Annotated in this window: 21 protein-coding genes; 11 read left to right on the forward strand and 10 right to left on the reverse strand. The window is 70.4% G+C overall.

The window, feature by feature from the left end:
• Positions 1-45: 45 nt before the first annotated feature.
• On the reverse strand, positions 46-1,281 hold the full coding sequence (locus ACFWP5_RS11665) for a glycosyltransferase (RefSeq protein ID WP_384153952.1): 1,236 nt from the start codon (positions 1,279-1,281) through the stop codon (positions 46-48).
• A gap of 259 nt (positions 1,282-1,540) precedes the next feature.
• Between ACFWP5_RS11665 and ACFWP5_RS11670 the strand changes: the two genes are divergently transcribed.
• Both ACFWP5_RS11670 and ACFWP5_RS11675 read left to right on the forward strand, forming a co-directional pair.
• Positions 1,541-1,960, forward strand: coding sequence for a YciI family protein (locus ACFWP5_RS11670; RefSeq protein WP_384153954.1), 420 nt, complete (start codon positions 1,541-1,543; stop codon positions 1,958-1,960).
• Positions 1,957-3,102: an RNA polymerase sigma factor gene (locus ACFWP5_RS11675; RefSeq protein ID WP_384153956.1), complete on the forward strand. Its 1,146-nt coding sequence runs from the start codon at positions 1,957-1,959 to the stop codon at positions 3,100-3,102. The genes ACFWP5_RS11670 and ACFWP5_RS11675 overlap by 4 nt, the downstream gene beginning before the upstream one ends.
• Before the next feature lie 39 nt (positions 3,103-3,141).
• On the opposite strand, the gene cynS is transcribed toward ACFWP5_RS11675, so the two are convergent.
• The 3 genes from cynS to ACFWP5_RS11690 form a co-directional block, all read right to left on the reverse strand.
• Entirely contained in the window at positions 3,142-3,588 is a 447-nt protein-coding gene (cynS, locus tag ACFWP5_RS11680; RefSeq protein ID WP_384153958.1) for a cyanase, read from the reverse strand.
• 81 nt (positions 3,589-3,669) lie between these two features.
• Complete coding sequence (locus tag ACFWP5_RS11685; RefSeq protein ID WP_384153960.1) at positions 3,670-4,392, reverse strand: methyltransferase domain-containing protein; 723 nt, start codon at positions 4,390-4,392, stop codon at positions 3,670-3,672.
• 5 nt (positions 4,393-4,397) lie between these two features.
• The gene (locus tag ACFWP5_RS11690; RefSeq protein ID WP_384153962.1) at positions 4,398-4,961 is read right to left on the reverse strand and encodes a PadR family transcriptional regulator; all 564 of its coding nucleotides are present in this window, start codon (positions 4,959-4,961) and stop codon (positions 4,398-4,400) included.
• Between the two features lie 70 nt (positions 4,962-5,031).
• Here ACFWP5_RS11690 and ACFWP5_RS11695 point away from each other — a divergent pair, with 70 nt between their 5' ends.
• Positions 5,032-5,430: a nuclear transport factor 2 family protein gene (locus ACFWP5_RS11695; RefSeq protein ID WP_384153964.1), complete on the forward strand. Its 399-nt coding sequence runs from the start codon at positions 5,032-5,034 to the stop codon at positions 5,428-5,430.
• A 21-nt stretch (positions 5,431-5,451) separates the two neighbouring features.
• Here ACFWP5_RS11695 and ACFWP5_RS11700 read toward each other — a convergent pair whose 3' ends face one another.
• The 5 genes from ACFWP5_RS11700 to ACFWP5_RS11720 form a co-directional block, all read right to left on the reverse strand.
• A complete protein-coding gene (locus ACFWP5_RS11700; RefSeq protein WP_384153966.1) occupies positions 5,452-7,380 on the reverse strand; it encodes a hypothetical protein in 1,929 nt (642 codons plus the stop codon).
• 296 nt (positions 7,381-7,676) lie between these two features.
• On the reverse strand, positions 7,677-8,483 hold the full coding sequence (locus tag ACFWP5_RS11705) for an SDR family NAD(P)-dependent oxidoreductase (protein WP_384153968.1): 807 nt from the start codon (positions 8,481-8,483) through the stop codon (positions 7,677-7,679).
• A 14-nt stretch (positions 8,484-8,497) separates the two neighbouring features.
• On the reverse strand, positions 8,498-9,799 hold the full coding sequence (hisD, locus tag ACFWP5_RS11710) for a histidinol dehydrogenase (RefSeq protein WP_384153970.1): 1,302 nt from the start codon (positions 9,797-9,799) through the stop codon (positions 8,498-8,500).
• A gap of 65 nt (positions 9,800-9,864) precedes the next feature.
• Complete coding sequence (locus tag ACFWP5_RS11715; protein WP_384153972.1) at positions 9,865-10,800, reverse strand: VOC family protein; 936 nt, start codon at positions 10,798-10,800, stop codon at positions 9,865-9,867.
• Positions 10,797-11,762, reverse strand: a complete 966-nt coding sequence (locus ACFWP5_RS11720; protein ID WP_384153974.1) for a fumarylacetoacetate hydrolase family protein — start codon at positions 11,760-11,762, stop codon at positions 10,797-10,799. Before ACFWP5_RS11720 ends, ACFWP5_RS11715 begins: the two co-directional genes overlap by 4 nt.
• 241 nt (positions 11,763-12,003) lie before the next feature.
• On the opposite strand from ACFWP5_RS11720, the gene ACFWP5_RS11725 reads away from it, so the two are divergent.
• The 8 genes from ACFWP5_RS11725 (at position 12,004) to ACFWP5_RS11760 (ending at position 19,742) form a co-directional block, all read left to right on the forward strand.
• On the forward strand, positions 12,004-12,309 hold the full coding sequence (locus ACFWP5_RS11725) for an antibiotic biosynthesis monooxygenase family protein (protein WP_384153976.1): 306 nt from the start codon (positions 12,004-12,006) through the stop codon (positions 12,307-12,309).
• Positions 12,310-12,343: 34 nt separating this feature from the next.
• Entirely contained in the window at positions 12,344-13,468 is a 1,125-nt protein-coding gene (locus ACFWP5_RS11730) for an FAD-dependent monooxygenase (protein WP_384153978.1), read from the forward strand.
• On the forward strand, positions 13,465-14,472 hold the full coding sequence (locus tag ACFWP5_RS11735) for an amidohydrolase family protein (protein ID WP_384153980.1): 1,008 nt from the start codon (positions 13,465-13,467) through the stop codon (positions 14,470-14,472). Before ACFWP5_RS11730 ends, ACFWP5_RS11735 begins: the two co-directional genes overlap by 4 nt.
• A complete protein-coding gene (locus ACFWP5_RS11740) occupies positions 14,469-15,446 on the forward strand; it encodes a cyclase family protein (protein WP_384153982.1) in 978 nt (325 codons plus the stop codon). Before ACFWP5_RS11735 ends, ACFWP5_RS11740 begins: the two co-directional genes overlap by 4 nt.
• An 8-nt stretch (positions 15,447-15,454) precedes the next feature.
• On the forward strand, positions 15,455-16,825 hold the full coding sequence (locus ACFWP5_RS11745; protein ID WP_384153984.1) for an FAD-binding oxidoreductase: 1,371 nt from the start codon (positions 15,455-15,457) through the stop codon (positions 16,823-16,825).
• Positions 16,826-16,828: 3 nt separating this feature from the next.
• Entirely contained in the window at positions 16,829-17,785 is a 957-nt protein-coding gene (locus tag ACFWP5_RS11750; protein WP_384153986.1) for a fumarylacetoacetate hydrolase family protein, read from the forward strand.
• Positions 17,786-17,953: 168 nt separating this feature from the next.
• Positions 17,954-18,934: a LysR family transcriptional regulator gene (locus ACFWP5_RS11755; protein ID WP_384153988.1), complete on the forward strand. Its 981-nt coding sequence runs from the start codon at positions 17,954-17,956 to the stop codon at positions 18,932-18,934.
• 37 nt (positions 18,935-18,971) lie between these two features.
• The gene (locus ACFWP5_RS11760; protein ID WP_384153990.1) at positions 18,972-19,742 is read left to right on the forward strand and encodes an SDR family NAD(P)-dependent oxidoreductase; all 771 of its coding nucleotides are present in this window, start codon (positions 18,972-18,974) and stop codon (positions 19,740-19,742) included.
• Positions 19,743-19,791: 49 nt separating this feature from the next.
• On the opposite strand, the gene ACFWP5_RS11765 is transcribed toward ACFWP5_RS11760, so the two are convergent.
• The gene (locus ACFWP5_RS11765) at positions 19,792-21,591 is read right to left on the reverse strand and encodes an FAD-dependent oxidoreductase (protein ID WP_384153992.1); all 1,800 of its coding nucleotides are present in this window, start codon (positions 21,589-21,591) and stop codon (positions 19,792-19,794) included.
• Between the last annotated feature and the right edge of the window lie 55 nt (positions 21,592-21,646).

The raw sequence follows: 21,646 nt of genomic DNA on the forward strand, positions 1-21,646 counted from the left end.
TGGGGACCGGTGCGTGCGGTTTCTCGTGTGCTCGGTTCGGGCGGTTCACGCGTGCGTGGACCGCCCTTCCCCGCTGACCGTGTCAAGGAGCATCTTCGCGGCCACTGTCGTCCCGTCGGTGCGGATCGTGCCGGCCACAGCCCGCGCCCGTGCCCGGATCCCGGGGGCCAGGACGGCGGTGAGCGCGGCCGACAGGGAGTCGTACGTCGGCGTCGACCCGTCGTGTGCGACGCCGATGCCCAGCTCGGCCACCCCCGACGCCCAGTATGGCTGGTCGGCGATCTGCGGCACGACCAGCTGCGGCGCACCGGCCAGCGCGGCGGTCGTCGTGGTGCCCGCGCCGCCGTGGTGCACGACGGCGGCGACCCGCCCGAAGAGCGCCTGCTGGTTGACCTCTCCTACGACGAAGCAGTCGTCCCGGTCGTCGACCGCCGCCAGACCCGCCCAGCCGCGGGCGAGGAGCACCCGGCGGCCCAGAGTGCGGACCGCGTCGATGGCGACCCGGGCGAGGTCCGGCGAGGTGCGCAGGGCCATGCTGCCGAAACCGACGTACACCGGCGGCTCGCCCGCCTCCAGGAACGTCTCCAGGTCGGCCGGTAGCGGGCGCTCGTCGGGCAGGATCCACGGTCCGGTCACCACGACGTCGAGATCCGTGTGGTCCTGCCACGGGAACAGCACCGGGTCCGCCGCCAGCCACGGCCGCTCGGTGAAGACGTGGTCACGCACGTTCTCGACCGGTGGCAGGCCGATCTCCGCCCGGTGCCGGTTCTCCGCCTCGCCGTACAGGGCGTTCACGCGCTGGGCGTCCTCCTCCCACAGCGTCTTCATGTCGGTCTCCCCCGGCGAGGACGCATGGCCCGGCCGCGAGAGCGGAGGGTACTTCGACGACGGCAGTCCGGCCGTGTGGAAGCAGGCGAGCACATAGCGGATGCCGAGTTTCTCGGCCACCGAGCGGGCACCGGCAGGCATCAGACCGGTGGCCAGCAGCACGTCACAGCCCTCGGCCGCCGCCGTGAGCGTCTCGTACCTCGCGGCGACCAGCTCGGGCGCGAGCTGGAACGCGGTCGCCGCCGACGGCGGCCTCGCCCCGGTCACCACCGAGCGCACCGACGGACCGAGCGGCACCAGCGGCACACCGGCCCGGGCCAGCAGCTCCACGAACTCCTCGTCCGGCGGCGCGCACACCCGTACCTCCGCGCCGAGTTCCAGCAAGCGCGCCGCGAGTCCCGCGAGCGGTTCGACATCCCCGCGCGATCCCCACGTCGTCAACAACACACGCATTCGCGACTCCCGTTTCCGCAGGTCGTGGCCTCAGGCCGGACATTCTGCGGCACGACGGGGGCCTTGCCGCAAGCCCCCCGGTGCGCTATACGTTAAGAAGGGAAGAGGAGTGACCACACCTCCCTTTCCGCCCTCCCCCGCAGAACTCGCGAAACTCGCGGAAAGAAAATCCGCCGTCGATGTCGAGAACCCGCGCCCTGCTCCGTCCCCGAGGTGAACGCGACCACAATGGGTCGTACCAGCACCGAGGAGAACGACCATGGCCAAGTACCTGCTGCTGAAGCACTACCGCGGCGCCCCCGCCGCCGTGAACGACGTCCCCATGGACCGGTGGACGCCCGAGGAGATCTCCGCCCACATCCAGTACATGAACGACTTCGCGGCCCGGCTGGAGAAGACCGGCGAGTTCGTCGACAGCCAGGCGCTCTCCTCCGAGGGGACGTTCGTCCGCTACGACGGCGAGGGGCGCCCGCCGGTCACCGACGGCCCGTTCGCCGAGACCAAGGACGTCATCGCCGGCTGGATGGTGATCGACGTCGACACCTACGAGCGCGCGGTGGAGCTGGCCGGTGAGCTGTCGGCCGCCCCAGGGGCCGGTGGCAAGCCGATCCACGAATGGCTGGAGCTGCGGCCGTTCCTGGGCGTGCACTCCACCACCACGGAGTGCACTTTCAAGTGAACGATGTCCTGCTGAGGAGCCTCACGCCGAGTGTGCTCGGCATCCTCGTCCGCCGCGGAGCTGACTTCGCGGCGGCCGAGGACGCCGTACAGGACGCGCTGGTCGAGGCGGTCCGGGTCTGGCCGGACGATCCGCCGCGGGACGCGAAGGGCTGGCTGGTCACGGTGGCCTGGCGGCGGTTCCTCGACGCGACGCGGGCGGACACCGCCCGCCGTAGGCGTGAGGACCGCCTCGACGAGGAGCCGGCGCCCGGCCCCACGCCCGCGACGGACGACACGCTCCAGCTCTACTTCCTGTGCGCCCACCCGTCGTTGACGCCGTCGTCGGCGGTCGCGCTCACGCTGCGCGCCGTCGGCGGGCTCACCACCCGGCAGATCGCGCAGGCCTATCTGGTGCCCGAGGCGACGATGGCGCAGCGGATCAGCCGGGCCAAGCGCACCGTCTCCGATGTGCGCTTCGACCAGCCCGGCGATGTCGCGACCGTGCTGCGCGTCCTCTACCTCGTGTTCAACGAGGGCTACTCCGGCGATGTCGACCTCGCCGCCGAGGCTATCCGGCTCACCCGGCAGCTCGCCGCCGCGATCGACCACCCCGAGGTCGCGGGCCTGCTCGCGCTCATGCTGCTCCACCACGCCCGGCGCGCCGCCCGGACGGCGCCGGACGGCAGCCTGGTCCCGCTCGCCGAACAGAACCGCGGCCGGTGGGACACCTCGACGATCGCCGAGGGCGTCACGATCCTCCAAGTCGCCCTCGCCCGCGACCGGTTGGGCGAGTTCCAGGCACAGGCCGCGATCGCGGCCCTGCATGCGGACGCGCCCACCGCCGAGGAGACCGACTGGGTGCAGATCGTCGAGTGGTACGACGAACTCGCCGGCATCACCGACAGCCCCATCGTCCGCCTCAACCGCGCGGTCGCCGTGGGCGAGGCCGACGGCCCGCGCGCCGGTCTGGCCGCGCTCGCGCCCCTGGACACCTCGCTGCCCCGGCACACCGCGGTGGCGGCCTACCTCCACGAACGCGACGGCGACCTGAGGACGGCGGCCCGGCTGTACGCGGAGGCGGCGCGCAAGGCCCCCAACCTCGCCGAGCGCGACCATCTGACCCGCCAGGCCGCCCGGCTCAACTCCGGCCGGAGCCGCTGACGGCAACCACCAAGGTGAACCGGCGAGTTCTGGACCCGCTCACTCCCACTGGTACGGCAGGTACTTGCCGTCGAGGGTGATGACGACCCGGTCACCGGCGGGGTCGGGCACGCGGCTGACGTCGAGGCGGAAGTTGATGGCGCTCATGATGCCGTCGCCGCACTGCTCGTGGATCAGTTCCTTGATGGTGGGGCCGTAGACCTGGACGACCTCGTAGAGCCGGTAGATGGTGGGGTCCACGGGCACGGCCGCGTCCAACGCGCCCCGGGTCGGCTGGAGTTGGAAGGCGAGGGCGGCGTCCTCACCGAGTTCGAGAAGGGCCGCGGCCGTCGCCGCCTCGTCCTTGGACATGGGGTGCTGGCCCAGCAGGGCCGCCGTGGTCCACGCGAGCGGTCGCCCCACGGCCTCGGCCAACTGGGCCCATGTGACACCGGTCTTCACCTTGGCCTGACGGACCGCTTCGCCGGCTTCACCCTTGCTGAGCATGCACAACTCCGTTCCCGGACAGCACTCTTGCCCCCACGCCCTTCAGCGTAGGAGATCGCCCAGGCCGCGACAATGGCGGGATCACCGGCGACGCGCCGCGACCATGCGCACCCGCGGGCTGCCGTCACCGCGCTCCCCGAACTCGGGCAGGGCGTAGAGGTCGACGTCGAATCCGGCCCGTTCCAACTCCGAGCGGACGTAACCGAGTTGGAAGTCCCGGTAGTACATGACGAACGGCGGTCGCCAGACGGCGTTGCGTACCTTCATCACCGCGTCGAAGCCGGACAGCATCCAGTACGCCGGGGATGTGGGGTGCGGCGGCGCGACGACGGGGAAGGCGAAGCAGCCGCCGGGCCGCAGCACGGAGTGGACCTGGGAGAACAGCCCCGGCAGTTCGCGGGGCAGGAAGTGGCCGAACGCCCCGAAGCTCACCACCAGGTCGAAGGCGGCCGCGAAGGGAAGGGCCCGGGCGTCGCCGCGCACCCACGAGACACGGGGTTCGCTGCTCCTCACACGCTCCCGTGCGACCGCGAGCATGCCCGCGCTGAAGTCGACGCCGGTGACGCTCTCTTGGCACACCTTCGTCAGCGCGTCGGCGCCCGCGCCGGTGCCGCAGCACAGGTCGAGTCCGTCGTCGAAGGGGCCGACGCGTCGCAGCATCGTGGCGACCGCGTCGAGCAGCGGGGCCGGTGTGCGAAAGGGGGTGTGGTCGAACTTGGGCGCGAGGAGGTCGTAGCCGTGCTCGACGGACGACAGTGCCTGGACGGCGAGTTCACGCAGACTGGGGCCTTCGGGGCTGAACATCCGGGTCAGCCTAGGGCAACCCGCTGCTTCAGGATCGCGAGAACGCGCTCGCACCAGCGCAGGTTCTCCTCCTCGAAGGTGATCCCGGCCATGAGCGTGAGATACGGCCCGATGCGGTCGGCGTCCCGGAGGTACTCCTCCTCGGTCAGACCGCCGAGGAGGTGATCCCGTACGCGCTCGTAGCGGTCGAGCTTGCCGCGCGCCCACGACCTGCGCTCCTCGATCAGCTCGCGGGTCACCGCGGGGTCGGTGCCGTCCATGGCCTGGATCTTGATGAGGAGTTCGTCGCGGATGGCGGTGGGGCGCCGGGGCGGCTCGGCGGCGAAGGTGTCGAGGTCGCGCCGGCCGGCCTCGGTGAGCGTGAACATCCTTTTGTTGGGCCTGCGTTCCTGCTGTACGACCCGTGCCTCGATCAGCCCGTCCTGCGCGAGGCGCTCCAGTTCGCGGTAGAGCTGCTGCGGTGTCGCGGGCCAGAAGTTCGCCAGCGACACGTCGAACACCTTGGCCAGCTCGTAGCCCGAGGCCTCCCCTTCCAGGAGGGCCGCGAGCACCGCGTACTTGAGGGACATGTGGACACGCTAACAGCCGTTGATTAGTCTCATCCACACCTACTCAACTAATTGACTAAGAGGTGAGCCGATGCGTGCGTTCCGTGAGGCGGTCGAGGCGCAGGACATGGACGCCGTCGAGGCGCTGCTGGCCCAGGACGTGGTCTTCACCAGCCCGGTCGTGTTCAAGCCGTACCCGGGGAAGGCGATCACCGCGGCGATCCTGCGCGGGGTGGCGCGGGTCTTCGAGGACTTCCGGTACGTACGGGAGATCGGCGACCCGGACGGCAACGACCACGCGCTGGTGTTCGCCGCGCGGGTCGGCGACCGGGAGCTGACCGGCTGCGACTTCATCCACGTCAACGAGGAGGGCCTGATCGACGAACTGACGGTCATGGTCCGTCCGTTGTCGGGCGCGCAGGCTCTCCAGGCGGCCATGGGCGCGCAGTTCGAGCAGATCGCGAAGGAGGCGGAGGCGCGGCTCGGGTGAGTCCCGCGCCTCCGCCGTGGCTCACGCGACGCTCAGCGCGAGGGCGCCCGTGTAGGTCCGGCCCGGCGTGATGGCCGTGGCCGTCCCGTCGACCGTCAGCGTGACCTTCTTGCCCCGGGGTGCCCTGACGGTCGCGTCGGCGGCGAGGGCGAGCCGGGTCAGGTACGAGGTGCCGGTGACCGTCCACGTCGAGCCGCTGTTCAGCTGCACGATCGCACCGTTGTTGACGGCGGCCCGCACGGTGTTGGTGACGATGCCCAGCTCGTAGAAGGTCGACGCGTCGATGCTGGACACCCGGTGCTTGGCCTGCGACGCGGAGATGACGCCCTCGACACGCGAGCCCTCGAAGGTGAGGACCATGTTCTTGCCCTTGCGCATGCCGTTGTAGAAGTCGCCCTTCAATTCAATGGAGTTGAAGGTGGCGGCTCCGTCGGTGGCGTGGACGGCGGTCGGGTCGAAGCTCGCGTCCTTCGTCGGGTCGCCGGTGGGCTCGGTGTAGACGCCGATGTTCATCATCTTGCCGTTGACCGGGACCGGGCCCGGGTCGTCCAGCTCGATCATCTGGAGGATGATCCCGTCGCGCGGGTTGAGCCGGGCGCCCTGCGAGCCGTCGACGCTGATCGTGGTCTGCTGGCCCTTGTTGAGGAAGGTGGCCCGGTCGGAGTTGATCACGGTGCCGCCGTCGAGGGTGAGTTGACCGGCGCCGAAGAACATGTAGCCGAAGTGCCCGGAGTTCACGACGGTGTTGCGCACTGCTGTCGACGCCAACTCGGCCTTGGACAGCCCGAGTTCCAGCTCGGTGTTGAGCGCGGCGACGGCGTCCCTGGTGCTGTCGCCGTAGTGCACGACCGCGGCCGGGCCCGCGATGATGGTCGCGTAGCTGCCGACGTCGAGCCGCGAGCCGAGCACCCGCACGGTCGCGTCACCGATGGCGTAGGTGCCGTAGCCGTACTCCCCCGTGTTGCCGAAGTGGCTGTTGATCGCGGTCAGTTTGAGTCCGCTGCCGCCCTCGACCGACAGGGCGCCCCAAGTCTCGGAGAAGATCGTGGAGTTGAGGTAGGTGGCCTTGCTGTTCTTGCCGATGAGGTTGGTGGCGCGGACGTTGCCGTCGAGGCCGAGCATCCAGGGCACAGACTCCATGTACGGGGTTTCCACGGTGGCTTGGTAGTCGGCGGGGAGTATGCCGTTGCGGGCGCGGAGGACGGAGTCCTTGACGATGACGTTGGCGCCGTCGTCGGCGATGACGGCGGTGCGGACGACTCCCTTGGTGTCGATCCGGGCGCCGTCCACGACCAGCGTGGTCGACGCACCGTCTCCGACCACTGCGGCGCCGTAGCCCGCGAAGTCGCAACGGCCGTTGCCGGTAAGGGAGATGGCGGGCCGGTCGAGTGTGTAGGTGGCGTCCTGGACGTACACGCCGTCGAAGCACTCGCCGGTCGAGGTGATCGACACGTTCCTCGCGTAGGCGTCCGTCAGCTTGCCGCCGAGGACGGCCGCGAGGACGGACTTGTCCTTGACCACGCCGTCGCCGTCGACGTACACCGCCTGCCGGAACTGGAAGGTGAGCGTCTCGTACGTCACCTCGTTGGCCGCGGCGACGGTCAGGACGACGTCGCCCCGATAGGTGCCGGCCTGGATCAGGGTGGCCGTGGCGCCGGTGGCGGTGAGCAGTTGGCCGGTCTCCACTCCGTCGACGGTCAGGGAGAGGCTGGAGCCGTCCGGGGCGGCGATCGTGCCGCCGTCGGCGATGGACAGCTCGCTCACGCGGGTGGTCGCGGAGACCGTGTACGTCTCACCGGATCCGACCGAGATCCGCTTGCCCGAAGCCTTCGTGGCCTTCGCGGCCGTGGTGGCCGTCGGCGCGGCGTTGGCGGAGACCGCCGGCACCAGTACGGCTCCGGCCGTGGCGGTACCGGCGATCAGGACCGAGCGTCGGGTGATCAGCGTCATTGCTTGCCTTCCCAGGGATCGATGCGCCGTTGCGCAGTGTGACCGGCCGGCCGTCGAACGCGAGGTGCGGACGGCCCGGCGGAGGCACCGAAGGTGCGCACGAGGGAGTGAAGCAGCCACAAGAACCAGGGAGTAGGCGGGCGGCACACACATATTCGAGCCCGATGCCTCGGATCACGCCGACCATTCCATGGCGGTCACACAGAGTCGTCATAGCGAGTCCGTGCCCGTGCGCACGACGGTGAGGCGGGCGGCTCGTCGGCCGTCCACCTCACCCTTTCCTGCGCCCTGTTCGGCTACGCCGGGGCGATCATTCCCGCCGACAGGTCGATGTCGGCCCCGCACAGGCCGGGCATCGCGAGCATCGCCACCAACGCCTGCGCGACCTCGTGCTCCTCGACGAGCCGGCCGAGGGCGGCCCGGGAGGCGAAGTCGCGTTCGGCCTCGGCGAGCGTGCAGCCAGTCAGTTCGGCGGTGAGCCGGAAGTTGCGGTCCATGCGCGGGCCCCGGACCGGGCCCGGGGAAAGGGAGTTGACCGCGATCCCCTGCGGTCCGACCTCCCCGGCGAGCGTCCGGGTCAGGCCGAGCAGCGCCATCTTGGAGGCGGTGTACGGGGTGCGGTTGAGCAGCGGGCGCTTGCCGCTGACCGAGGCGACGTTGACGATGTCACCGCGCCCGGCCGCGAGCATCGGCGGCAGGAAGGCCCGGCACATCAGATACACGCCCCGGACGTTGGCGGCGAACACGTCGTCCCACTCGCCCGGCTCGATGTCGACCAACGGCCGTACAGGACCGGCGACTCCGGCGTTGTTGACGAGCAACGACACGTCCACGTCGGCGAGTTGGGCGGCCAGCGCGTCGACGGCCGCCGGGTCTGAGACGTCACACACTCCCCTACGGGCCTGTCCGCCGTCCTTCTCCACCTGTGCCGCCGCCTCCGCGAGCGCGGTCTCGTTGCGGCCGACGAGGATGACCCGGGCACCGACGTCCGCGAGGGCCAGCGCGAAGGCGCGCCCCAGCGGTCCGCCGCCGCCCGTGATCAGTGCCGTACGCCCGTCGAGGGGCATACGGCGGTCCGAGGTCACGCGACGGTCAGGGGTCATGCGGTGTTCCGAGGTCACGCGGTGTTCCAGGGCAACTCGTCGCCCGCGGCCCTCGCGGCCCGTACGTCGCCGGAGCGCGCGTGGCCCTCGAACAGCTCGACGCGGGCCGCCCGCCCGCACAGTCGGCCGAGCAGTGCCTGGGAGTCGGTGTCGGTGACCTCCTGGTAGGTCACCGTCTTGAGGTACTTCCCCACCCACAGACCGCCGGTGTAGCGCGCGGCACCACGTGTGGGCAGCACATGGTTCGTGCCGATGACCTTGTCGCCGAACGACACACAGGTGCCCTCGCCCAGGAACAGGGCGCCGTACTGGGTCATCCGCTCCAGCGCGAGGCGTGGTTCGGCGGTCAGCACCTCCACGTGCTCGAAGGCGAACTCGTCGGCGAGGGCGTACAACTCGTCGAGGGAGTCGACGACGTGCACCTGGCCGTGGTCGCGCCAGGCGGGCCCGGCGAAGTCGCGGGTGGGCATGCCGGGCAGGAGGCGTTCCACCTCGGCGATCGTCTTCTCGGCGACCTCGCGGGAGGTCGTGATGAGGACGGCCGGGGAGTCCGGGCCGTGCTCGGCCTGGGAGAGCAGGTCGACGGCGCACACGAACGGGTCGGCCTCGTCGTCGGCGAGGACGAGGATCTCGGTCGGCCCGGCGAACAGGTCGATGCCGACCTCCCCGAACAACTGCCGCTTGGCCTCGGCGACATAGGCGTTGCCCGGCCCGGCGATCAGGTTCACGGGCCGCATCGTGTCGGTGCCGACGGACATGGCGGCCACCGCCTGCACCCCGCCGAGCAGCCAGATCTCGTCGGCGCCGGCGAGATGCATGGCGGCGACGGTGGCGGCCGGGATCTCGCCGTGGATGGGCGGCGTACAGGCGACGACCCGGGGCACGCCCGCGACCTTGGCGGTGACGATGGTCATGTGGGCGGAGGCGGTGAGCGGGTAACGGCCACCCGGGATGTACGCGCCCGCCGCCTGCACCGGGATGTGCTTCTGCCCGAGCTTCACGCCCGGCAGGGTCTCCACCTCGAACTCCCGCAAGGAGTCGAGCTGGTGGCGGGCGAAGGTGCGCACCTGGTCCTGCACGAACCGGATGTCGTCGATGACCTGCTGCGGCACCGACGCGACGATCTTCCCGACCTCCTCATCCGAGAGCCGGAAGGAGTCGGGACTCCACTTGTCGAACTTCTCGGAGTAGGCGCGCACCGCCTCGTCGCCGCGCGCACGGATGTCCGCGATGACGCCGGTCACGGTCTCGCGCACCTGGTCGAGCGAGGCGGCGACCTCCGCCCTGGGTACGGCGTGCTTCAGAATCGTTGCCACAACTGCGGCCTTTCTGCGGGTGGTTCGCGACAGAGGAGATGTCAGACGGAGGTGCCGGACGGGTGTCAGACAGGAGGCGCCACAAACAGCACGTCGGGGTCGTTGAACTGCTCCTTGGCGACCGACTCGCTCATCGGGTCGGCGGTGCCCCACTGGTCCTGGGTGATCGGGTCGTCGACGTCATGGCGGCCCGGGTGCCACAAGTCCTCTTCGAGGACGGCGAGTTCGGTCGTGTACTCGACGGTGTTGCCGTGCGGGTCATGGAAGTACGAGAAGGTGTTGTCGCCCGCGAGATGCCGTCCCGGCCCCCAGGTGAGCCGGGTCCCGGCGCGCAGCGCCCGCCCGGTGCCGCGCATGTACTCCTCGACCCCGCGCATCTCGAACGAGGCGTGGTGCAGGGAGACATGAGGGCCCCGGGCGATCGCGAAGGAGTGGTGGAGCGGGCTGCACCGAAGGAAGTACATGAGGTCGCCCATGTGCGTCGAGTACAGGGTGTCGGTGAGCCGGAACCCGAGGTGTTCGACGTAGAAGTCCCGCAGCCCTTCCGGGTCCTGGGAGTTGACCACGCAGTGCGAGAGCCGGACGGGGATCGCCTCGCGCTCCTCGATCTTGCGGTGGGTGCGGGTGGCGACGTCCGCCGAGACCTCGACGACCCGCCCGTCCGGGTCGAAGAACCGGAAGCCGTAGCCACCGCCCGGCGTGTCCAACACGCCGGGCTCACCGATGAGTTGGATCCCGTCCCGCCCCAGCCGCCCGTGCAACTCGTCCACGACGGACGGTGAGACGGCACCGAAGGCGATCAGGTCCATCCGCTTCCGTTCGTCCTCGCGGATGCGGACGATGTACTGCTCGGGGCTGCCCTCGGCGGCGAAGAAGGCGACACCGCTGTCGCCTGCGACCTCGGTCAGGCCCCAGGTGGTGCCGTAGAAGGCGCGCTGGCGGGCGAAGTCCGGTACGGCCAGGTCGACATGGCGCAGATGGGTGATGGGCTGGAAGCTCATGCGTGGCTCCTGACGGTGTTGCGCTGGTGGCCCAGGCCGGTGATCTCGGACTCGACGACGTCGCCGGGCTTCAGGAAGACGCCCCAGTGCGCGCCGTTGCCGGCCGGGGAACCGGTGAGCAGCAGGTCGCCGGGGCGCAGGGTGGTGGTCGTGGAGACGTACGCGATGAGGCGCGGGATGTCGAAGATCATGTCCTTGGTGGACTCGTCCTGGCGGACAACTCCGTTGTGGCGCAGGGTGATCCGCAGGTCGCCGGGGTCTCCGACGAAGGCCGCCGGTACCAGGAAGGGCCCGGTCGGCAGGAAGGTGTCGGCGTTCTTGGCGGTGAACCAGTCGGTGCCGATGGCCTTGAGGTCGGGCCGGTAGAGGCGGTCACGGGTGGTGAGGTCGTTGCTGATGGTGTAGGCGGCGACGTACTCCATGGCGTCCTCGGCCGCGATGTTCTTGCCCGACTTGCCGATGACGAGGGCGAGTTCGAGTTCCCAGTCGTGCTGTTCGCCGAGCGCGGGGAGCACGATGTCGTCGTAGGGGCCGCAGATCGCGCGCGGGGAGCCGAGGAAGACGTACGGCACTCCGTTGCGGGCACGTTCGTCCATCATCGACTCGGCGTCGGCGCGGGCCTCCTCGGGGGTGGCGCCGTGCACGCTCTCCTCCTCGGCGGCGACCAGATCGACCACGTGCTTGCGGTAGTTGGCGCCGCTCTGCAGGATCTGGCCGGGCTCGATCGGTGTCAGGACGCGCAGTGCGGCCAGGTCGTGCCAGGTCCCTTGGGTGGACCGGGCCAGGCCGTCGAGTCGGGGCAGCCAGCTGTCCCAGTCCTCGACGAGCGCGCGTACGGACGGCACGAGGTCGGAGAGGTCACGCACACGGGCCCCGGTGACCAGGCCGGGGAAGCCGTCGCCCTCGGCGGCGAACGTGCCAAGCGCGAACGGTCCGGCGTGGGTGGGCAGTTGATCGGGCACGGCGCTCTCCTCGTACGGGTGGGGGCTCGCCCTCGACGCTAGGCAGCCTCGGCGCGCGGCGGAAATGGCGATCCGCGATGCCTGCCATCGCCGGCCCGCCGGACGGCTGAACCGCTGGTCCATCGCCGTACGGGATGCATGACGTCCCCCTTGGCGATGCCTCGATCCGTTGACCCTGCGTCGGCCGCCCACGCAGGCTCGGAGCACCCGCTTTCCCGAGGAGAGGCCCGAGGAGAAGAACGTGATAGTCGAGCATGCCGAGCTGACCGTCGAGGCGGGTCGTGAGCGGGAGTTCGCGGAGGTGTTCGGCAAGGCCCGTGAGGTGCTGGCCGAGGCCGACGGGTTCCGCTGGGCCGAGTTGCTGCGCGGTGCGGAGCGGCCGACGGTCTTCCTGCTGCTGGTCGGCTGGGAGTCGGTCGAGGCCCACACGGTCGGCTTCCGGGAGTCCGAGGCTTTCGGGCGCTGGCGGGCCCTGGTCGGACCGTTCTTCGCCGCGCCTCCGGCCGTCGAACACTTCCGTGAACTCGGTGCCCGCTTCCCGGTCTGACGTCAGTCTTCGTCTACGTTCGCAAGGATCGCCCATGCCCGTACAAAAGGTGCTCGTCGTCGGCGGCGGCATCACCGGAAGCGTGCTGTGTCTCGCACTCGCCCAGCGTGGCGCCGAGGTGGAGCTCGTCGAGATCTCTCCGCAGTGGTTCGGTGTGGGCCATGGCATCACCCTTCAGGGCAACGCGCTCAAGGCGCTGCGTTCCGTGGGTGTCCTGGACCGGGTGTTGGCCCGGGCGGTGCCGTTCGACATCATGCGGCTGCGCCGCGCCGACGGCGGGCTGATCACCGAGTTGGACACCCCGCACACCGGCGGGCCCGAACTTCCGTCCACAGCAGGGGCGTTGCGCTCGGATCTGCAGAACGCGCTGTGCGACGCGGTGCACGCGCACGGGGTGCGGGTCCGCCTCGGGCTGAGCGTCGACCGGCTCGACCGGTCGCCGGACCATGTGGACGTTGCCTTCTCCGACGGTTCGACCGGCCGCTACGACCTCGTCGTGGGCGCCGACGGCATCAACTCGGCGATGCGCGAGCTGATCGGCATCGACGCCGAGCCCCGTCCCGTCGGCATGTCGATCTTCCGGGTCGTCGCGGAGCGCCCGGCCGAGATGGACTGCGCCGAGGTGTACTACGGCGGGCCCCGCTTCAAGGCCGGCTACAGCCCGATCTCCCCCGACCAGTGCTACGCCTACCTCCTCGACGAGAACCTCGACACCACCCTCATCGGCCCCCGCGCCCCCCTCGCCCTGCTACGCGAACGCGGCGCCGGGTACGGCGGCACCTGGGGGAAGATCCTCGCCTCGCTGCCCGACGACACGGTGGTCGACCACCGCTGGATCGAGGCGATCCTCGTCGACGAGCCCTGGCACCGGGGCCGCGCGATGGTCATCGGCGACGCCGCGCACGCCTGCCCGCCGCTGATCGCGCAGGGTGCCGCGATGTGCATGGAAGACGCCGTGCTGCTCGCGGAGTTGGTGACGGCGGACGAGCCGACCGAGAAGGCCCTGGACCGCTTCATGAACCGGCGCCTGCCCCGGGTGCGGATGGTCCTGGAGAACTCGCTCCAGCTCGCCGACTGGGAGATCCACCCGGGCACGCCCGGCGCCGACCCGGCCCGCATCATGTCGGAGACCCTCGACAACCTGACGGCGGCGGCGTGAACAGCTCGCCCGTGGTCGACTTCCACGGCCACCTCGCCGTCCCCGCCGCCGACGCCCTGATCGCGGGCACCCCGGGTCTCGCCGCCGAACTCGCGGCCGAGCAGCGCGCCCACTCCCCCGCGTCCCTGGCCGTCAACCGCGCCCAACTCCACCGCCTGGCCCCAAAGTTGACGGACGTCACGACACGCCTGGCGGACCTCGACGCGATGGGCGTCGACATCCAGGTGGTCGGCCCCATGCCGATGCACCATTACTGGGCGGACGCCGACCTGGCGATCCAACTCGCCCGTACGGTCAACGCGGCCGTGGCCGCCCACTGCGCCGTCGCACCCGAGCGGCTGTACGGCCTGGGCACCGTCCCGCTCCAACACCCGGACCTCGCGGTCGCGTTGCTGGACCAGGCGGTCAACGACCATGGCCTGTACGGCATCAGTGTCTCCACGACGGTCGACGGCCGCGAACTGGCCGACCCCGCGCACGACACGGTGTGGCAGCGGGCCGAGGAGCTGGGCGTGGTCGTCTTCGTGCACCCCTGGGGCTGCTCCCTCGGCGAACGCCTGGCGACCGACTACCTGGGAAACACGGTCGGTCAGCCGGTGGAGACGACGGTCGCCCTCTCCCACCTCATCTTCACCGGTGTCCTCGACCGCTTCCCACGTCTGAAGCTGGTGGCGGCGCACGGCGGCGGCTACCTGCCGACGTACATCGGCCGTTCGGACCATGCCTGGCAGGTACGGGAGGACGCGCGCGGCTGCGCCGAGTTGCCGAGCGCCTATCTGCGGCGCATGTGGTTCGACGCGCTGGTGTACACCCCGGGCGCGCTGCGTCACCTCGTCGAGGCGGTGGGCGCGGACCGGGTCGTCCTCGGGACCGACCACCCCTTCGACATGGGCGTCGACGACCCGGTGGCCCGCCTGGACGCGGCCGGGCTCACCCCGGCCGACCGGGCCGCCGTCGCCGGGGGCAACGCCCTCGACCTGCTGCTGAAAGGACGTACACGATGACCGCCGGTGCCCTCGGTCCGATCGAGGAGGAGCTCGCCAAGGCCCGCTCCGCCTACCGCAATTGGGGCCGCTGGGGTGAGGACGACGTGCTCGGCACGCTCAACTTCATCGACGACGCGATCCGCGCCCACGCGGTGGGCCTGGTGCGGCGCGGGCGGTCCTTCTCGCTCGCCCAGGAGTTCAACGAGTCCGGGCCGCAGCGCGGTTTCCGCGGCCGTATCAACCCGGTCCACTACATGAAGGACACCGGCTCCGACGCGGCGGCCGGCACCCAGGGCTTCCCGCACGGCTTCGGCGGTGCCGACGACCACGTCCTGATGCCGTTGCAGGCCTCCACGCAGTGGGACGGCCTCGGCCACATCTACGACAACAAGCAGGCGTGGAACGGCCGTCCGTGCACCATCGTCAACGGCGACGGCGACTCGGTCACCGGCATCGAGCACATGAAGGAGGCCTTCACCAGCCGCGGCGTCCTCCTCGACGTGGGCCGCGCGGTCGGCGACGAGCACGGTGAACTCCCGGACGGATTCCCCATCTTGGAAGAGCACCTGCGGGCCACGATCGAGGCGCAGGGTGCGACCAGTTCCGTACGGCGCGGCGACCTCGTCCTGATCCGCACCGGCCAACTCGGCCGCGTACGGCGGCTCGGCGCGTGGGGCGGTTACGCCGCCGGGGACGCGCCCGGTCTCTCCTTCACCACCCTCGGCTGGCTGCACCGTACGGAGATCGCGGCGATCGCTTCCGACACCTGGGGACTTGAGGTACGACCGTACGAGTTCCCCCAGCCCGCGATGTCCCCGCTGCACCAGATAGCGATCCCCAACATGGGCCTCCCGCTGGGCGAGATGTGGGATCTGGAGGCGCTGGCCGAGGACTGCGCGGCCGACGGCGTCTTCGAGTTCCTGCTGGTCGCCGCCCCGCTGCCGGTGACCGGTGCGGTGGGTGCCCCCGTCAACCCGATCGCGATCAAGTGAGTACCGGCGTGAACCTCAACCGTTTCTCCGGCACCCTCCACCTCCCGGACGACGAGGACTTCGAGACGGCGTGCTTCGGGCGGGTCTTCAACGCCCGTCGCCCGAACGACCGTTCACCGGCAGCCGTCCTGATGGCCGAGTCGGAACGGGACGTCGTCGAAGGCGTACGGCTCGCTCTGGAGCGGGGCTGGCAGGTCACGGTCCGTTCCGGCGGGCACAGTTGGGCCGCGTGGTCGGTGCGCCAGGACGCGCTGTTGATCGACCTCGGGGGCTTCCGCGAGATGGCGTACGACCCGGGGACCGGGATCGTGACGGCGACCCCCAGTGTGAAGGGCGGCGACGAACTCAACCCGTATCTCGGCGAGTTCGGCCGTTTCTTCAACGGCGGGCACTGCCCCTCCGTCGGCCTCGGCGGCTTCCTGCTCCAGGGCGGGCAGGGCTGGAACGCACGCGGCTGGGGCTGGGCGGCGGAGAGCATCGTGGCGATCGATGTCGTCACCGCCGAGGGCGAGTTGGTCCGCGCCGACGAGACCCACCACAGCGACCTGTTCTGGGCGGCACGCGGCGCGGGCCCGGGATTCTTCGGCATCGTCACCCGCTTCCATCTGCGCACGCGCCCACTGCCGAAGCACCTGGGCCACACCGTGCACGCGTATCCGCTCGACCTGTTCGACGAGGTCATGACCTGGCTGCACGGCATGCACCACACGGTCTCGGACCTGGTCGAGATCGTCGCGCTCACCCATACACCACCCGACCTGGACGAGCCGGTGCTGCTGGTCACGGGGGTGTCGATGACCAACACCGCAGACGAGGCCGCCGAGGCGCTGGCGCCGCTGCACGCCAACCCGTACGCGGACCGGGCGCTGTTCCGTGTGGAGGCCCAACAGACCACGCTGGCTGAGCAGTTGGCAGGACAGCGCATCGCCAACCCCGAGGGCCACCGCTACCTGGTCGACAACGCCTGGCTGACCGGCCCCGCCGACGAGGTCGTCCCGGCGATCCGCAAGGCGTTCACCGAGCAGCCCACCCGGCAGACCTTCACCATCTGGTTCTCCATGGCCCCGCTGCGCCAACTCCCCGACATGGCCTTCTCGTTGCAGTCGGAGATCTACTGCGCCACGTATGTCATCCACGACGACCCGGCACGGGACACGGAGTTGCGCGCCTGGCTGGACGAGGCGATGGCGGACATGGAGCCGGTGACCGCCGGCCAGTACCTCGGCGACTCCGACCTCACCGTGCGGCAGTTGAGGTTCATGGGCGACGAACAGTGGCGCCGACTGCGGGAGATCAGGGCCGTCTACGACCCCAAGGGCCTCTTCGCCGGCTACCTCAGCACGGGCACCGTCACCAACACCAACCACTGGGAGCAGTGAGCGATGCGTTTCGCGACATACGAGTACGAGGGCGTGGAGCGCGCCGGGGCCGTCCGCGACGGGACCATCCATCCGCTGCCCGAGGGCATCACCGTACTGACCCTGCTGGAGCAGGACGTGCTGCACGCGGCCGGGACCGAAGCACTGCGCGTACCAAGTGACTTGACGGTGGATCAGGTACGACTGCTGCCGCCTCTCAAGCCGCCGTCCATCCGGGACTTCGTCGGTTTCGAGGCGCACATCGAGGGGGTCTCGAAGTCCCTGGACGGGCTGGAGCACGTGCCCGAGGAGTGGTACCGGGCGCCCAACTTCTACTTCACCAACCCCCATGCGGCGTACGGCGCGCACGACGAGGTACCGGTCCCGGCGGGCTGCTCGGTGCTCGACTTCGAGTTGGAGGTCGGCGTGGTCATCGGCCGCGGCGGACGTGACCTCACGCCGGAGCGGGCGCGCGAGCACATCGTCGGCTACCTGGTCTTCAACGACTGGTCGGCGCGCGATCTGCAGAAGCCGGAGAAGAACCTCGGACTCGGCTTCTCCAAGGGCAAGGACTTCGCGAACACGCTGGGCCCCTGTCTGGTCACCGCCGACGAGGTCGAGGACCGGCGCGACCCGGACGGCTTCCTGGACCTGGAGATGACGGTCACCCTCAACGGCGAGCTGATCGGCCGCGACACCCTCGCCAACGTCTCCTGGACCTTCGAGGAGATGATCGCCTACGCCTCCCGGGACGCCTGGGTACGCCCCGGCGACATCCTCGGCTCGGGCACCTGCGGCTGGGGCGCGCTGGCCGAGTTCTGGGGCCGGGTCGGCGAACGCACCCCGCCGCCGCTCCAGCCCGGCGACGAGGTGACACTCACCGTGGAGCGCCTCGGCACCCTCTCCAACCGTGTCGTGCCCGGCCGCAGGGACGTATACCTGCCGCGCGCCCGCAAGCGCGGCCGGACCCCTCGGCCGTAGCGCTTGCCGCAGTCCTGCCGGAATACCTTCCGACCTGCACACATCCGGGGATCCGATGGCAGCTATCGGATCCCTGTGACTTGTCACCCGGCCCCTTCCTCGGCGGGAACCCGGTCGTTACGCTCCGGTCTCACCGAGCTTCAACGACGCGGCCGGAAGGACACACGCATGGGTCTGGGAGCAATCGACCTGAATCTTCTGGTGGCTCTGGAAGCCCTCCTGGAGGAGAAGAACGTCACCCACGCGGGGGTGCGGCTGTCCACCAGCCAGTCCGCGATGAGCGGCTCCCTGGCCCGGCTGCGGCGGCACTTCAACGACGAACTGCTGGTGCGGGTGGGCCGCGAGTACGAGCTGACCCCGCTCGCGGAGCGGCTGCTGCCGGTCGTCCAGTCCTCCCTGCACAAGGCGGAGGAGGCGCTGTCGCTGACCAGGCACTTCGATCCGTCGCGCAGTCGGCAGCGGTTCTCAGTCGTGATGTCCGACTACGTCATGACGGTGTTCATGGAACCGCTGCTGCGGGCCCTCGCGCAGGAGGCCCCCGGCATCCGGATCGACTTCCATCCGATCGTCATCGGGCAGCTGGAGACGGAGACCCATCTGCGCTGCCACGACCTGATGATCGTGCCGCTCGGCTATCAGCTGCCCGGTGTCAGCGAGACCGTGATGCACGACCGGTTCGTGTGCCTCGTCGACCCGGACAACCCTCGTCTGGTGGACGGGCGGCTCTCGCTGCGCGACCTCGCCGAGATGCCGCACGCGGCGTGCGTCATCGGCAAACTCACGCCTGCCGACCGCCAGTTGGAGACCCTCGGCATCACGCCCCGGGTGCAGGTCAGCACGCCCGGTTTCAACGTGCTGCCGTTCCTGGTGGGCGGCACCGACCTGGTCGCCGTGGTCCCCGAGCGGCTCGCCCGGCGCTACGAGGGCTTCGCACGCTGTGCCGTCGTACCGACGCCCTTCCCGGACGTACCGCTGGTGGAGGCCATGTACTGGCACCACAACCGGCACGCGGACCCGGCGCACCGCTGGCTGCGGGAGACGGTCCGCAAGGTGGGCGCGTCGCTGGACGACCCGGTGGTGCGGGAGATCGCCGGCGCGGATGCCACCCATGCCGATGGTGCGTTTCCGGAGCTGACCCCGGCTTCCTAGCGTGGACGGGAGTCAGCCCGCACCCCCTGGAGGAACCGTGAGCCGCACGCGTCTGGCCGGTCGTACCGTCGTCGTCACCGGGGCCGCGCAGGGCCAGGGAGCCGCCGAGGTGGCGGCCGCCGCCCGGGAGGGGGCCACGGTGATCGCGACCGATGTCCTGGACGAGGCGGGCGAGAAGCTCGCCGTGTCACTTCGGGGCGACGGCCTCGACGTGACCTATCGGCACCTGGACGTGTCGTCCGAGGACGACTGGGCGGACCTCGCGGCTACCCTCATCGAAGTGCACGGCCTGGTCAACAACGCCGGAATCCCCATGCGCGCCCGCCTCGGTTCGGTCGAACTCGCCGACTGGAACCGGGCGTTCGCGGTCAACACCACGGGCGCACTGCTGGGCATCCAGGCGCTCACTCCGCTGATGCCGGCCGGTTCGTCCATCGTGAACGTCGGCTCGGTCGCGGGCCTCACCGCGCATCACGCGGTCGCGTACACGGCCAGCAAGTGGGCGTTGCGCGGCCTGTCGAAGGTGGCCGCGCTGGAGCTGGCCCCGCGCGGCATCCGTACGAACCTGATCCACCCCGGCTACATCGAGACCCCGTTGATGGCGTCCGCGAACCCGGTGTTCGTCCAGGCCCACCTGTCACTGACCCCGCAGGGCCGGGCGGGCACCGTCGATGAGGTGGCGCCGCTGGTCGTCTATCTGCTGTCGGACGAGGCGTCGTACGTCAACGGCGCGGAGATCACGGTCGACGGCGGGTACGCCGCGCACGGCGGGGTGAAGGCGATCACGAACGCACTCGACGCCTCGTGACGGCCGGCGTCCTGGGCGGCACCGGCCGTCGTGGGTGAGGAGTGGGGCGCTACTGATCGGTGCGGTCGGTGCGGAGGTTGGCGGTCAGCCGGTTGATGCTCTTGACCGCGAGTTCGGCGAAGTTCGAGCGGGCGACGATGGCGGTGGTCTCGCCGTGCCGTCGGACGCTGCGCAGGTCGCGCTGGACCTGGCGCGAGAGTTGGTGGAGTTCGCGCTGGGCGGTGGCGAGCCGCTGCTCGGCGGCGGTTCGGGCCTGTCGGTGCTCCCGTCGGGTGCGGGGAGTGCCGGTGCTGCCGGACGAGGTCTCCGTGGGCATGTCGGTGCTCGCTTCCGTGGTGGTGGGTCGCGTCGCCGCGACGGGGCGGACGCCGACGGCGTCCAAATAGGCTTCTACGGCGGGGAGTTCGGCGGTGTCGACCACGGCGGCGACGTATCCGTCCGGGCGGACGAGCACCCACTGCTCGGCGGACAGTCCGTAGGCGCTGTGGACGCGGTCGCCGCTGTCGACGATGTCGCCCCGGGCGCCGATGGTGTGGATGTGCAGGCCGGGGCGCGCCGCCGGGGCCGACGCGTCGTCGACGTCGTGGCCGAGCAGGGTCCAGTGGGGCCCTTGGAACAGGCTGAACAGGCGGGTGGGGAGACCGCCCGCGCCGGTGACGGGCGCGTCGGGCGCGCGATCGCCGGCCAGTACGCCCTTGTCACGCTCGGGGGTGTGCAACGACAGGGACGAGTTCAGGTAGCCGAGGTCGAGCTGACTGACCTCGCGGCCCCGGTGGATGTCGCGGTTCTTGGCCGCTTCGAGCAGCTTCTCGGACAGGCCGAGGACGGCTTCGGCGATGGGCCGGCGTTCCTGCTCGTACGTCTCCAGCAGGGATTCCGGGGCGCCGTCGAGCACGGCGGCGAGCTTCCAGCCGAGGTTGTAGGCGTCCTGGACACTGGTGTTGAGGCCCTGCCCGCCGGTCGGCGGGTGGCAGTGCGCCGCGTCCCCGGTCAGGAACACCCGCCCGCGCCGGTAGGTGTCGGCCAGCCGGGCGTTCATCTGGAACGCGGACGCCCAGGACACGGAGCGGATCACGACGTCGTCGCGGCCGGTGCGTTCGCGGAAGAACGCGGTGAGTCCTTCAGCCGAGAGGTCCAGGTCGACGTCGAAGGGGACGGGGGCCTGGAGTTGGAACATGTCGGTGCCGTAGAGCGGGCACATCGAGACCTGCCCGGCGGTGTCCTCCCCCCAGCGGTGCCAGGCGTCCGTCGAGACGCCGTCGACGTACACGTCGGCCACGATCGCCCGTACGCCGAGGGTCTTGCCGGGGAAGCCGATGCCAAGTGCCTTGCGGACGAAGCTCGATCCGCCGTCGGCACCGATCAAGTAGGCGGCCCGTACGGTCTGTTCGCCGTCCGGGGTGGCGATCCGCGCGGTCACACCGTCGGCGTCCTGTTCGAAGCCGACGAGTTCGTGGCCGTAGTGCGGGGCGTGCCCGAGTTCGGCGAGCCGCTCGCGCAGCCGACGCTCGGTGAGGAACTGCGGTACGAGCAGCGGTATTTGGTACGGCTCCTCCGGCGTCGGCTCCGACATCTCCACGCCCACCTGGTCGATGGGCCCGTCGGCGGTGTAGATGCGCTGGACGGGATACTCGCCGCCGGAGGCGACGATCCGGTCGATCACACCGAGGTCCTCGAAGACCTCCTGGCTGCGGGGCTGGATGCCCTTGCCGCGGGAACCGACGAACGGCTGCGGCGCCTTGTCGATCAGCAGGAAGGCGATGTTCCTGCGGGCGAGGTCGAGGGCGAGGGTCAAACCGGCCGCGCCGGTGCCGCAGATGACGACGTCGGTGTCTGTGGTGTGGGACATGGCTCCGAGCTCCTTGGGTAATTCCAGTACGGACTGCATGACGGTCCTGCCGGGG

The sequence above is a fragment of the Streptomyces sp. NPDC058469 genome, from assembly GCF_042721125.1.
Taxonomy (GTDB): Bacteria; Actinomycetota; Actinomycetes; order Streptomycetales; family Streptomycetaceae; genus Streptomyces.